Genomic DNA, 695 nt, shown 5'->3' with positions numbered 1-695 from the left:
GCTGTTTTTGTGCTTTTTCTGTTTTACCGCCAGTGCCCTTGTACATGCAGACTCTCCTGATGATGCAGATTCCGACACACCTTCCATCAGCATGAAAGAAAAAACGGCCCTTTTCTTTGGTCACGATCAGCGCACACCGGTGGCTGCGGCGGCGCACTGGCCATGGCAGGCCATCGGGCAGATTGAAACCGAGAGCGGCAATTTATGCACCGCGACGCTCATTTCTAAACATCTTGTCCTCACGGCGGGCCATTGTGTGCTGGCGCCTCCGGGCAAAATAGACAAAGTCGTGGCGCTGAGATTCATTTCTCATGATCAGAAATGGCGATATCAGATCACCGCATTACAAACGCTGGTGGATCCGAAATTGGGCAAGAAACTGAAAGCGGATGGCGATGGCTGGATTGTTCCGCCTAAAGCGGCACCGTTTGATTTCGCACTGGTTCGCCTGACAGATGAAAAACTGGCATTGCCGATCAAACCCCTGCCATTGTGGGAAGGCTCCCGTGACAACCTGACCGCTCTGCTGAAACAGGAAGGCAGGAAAGTGACCCAGGCCGGATACCCGGAAGATCATCTGGATGATTTGTATGTACATCAGGATTGTCTGATCACCGGATGGGCGCAACCGGGTGTGTTATCGCATCGCTGCGATACTTTGCCGGGCGACAGCGGCTCACCGTTGCTGCTGAAAA

1 protein-coding gene is annotated in these 695 nt (G+C 53.4%); it reads left to right on the top strand.

The features are described from left to right. Positions 1–91 precede the first annotated feature (91 nt). A partial coding sequence (locus UC14_RS26515) for a serine protease (protein ID WP_370447511.1) occupies positions 92–695 on the top strand: 604 nt, incomplete at its 3' end.

The organism is Rahnella sp. NRRL B-41462 (genome assembly GCF_003263525.1).
GTDB classification, from domain to species: Bacteria; Pseudomonadota; Gammaproteobacteria; order Enterobacterales; family Enterobacteriaceae; genus Rahnella; species Rahnella aceris.
Note: the sequence above shows the minus strand (reverse complement) of the source record. Positions and strands in the feature narration are given on the sequence as shown.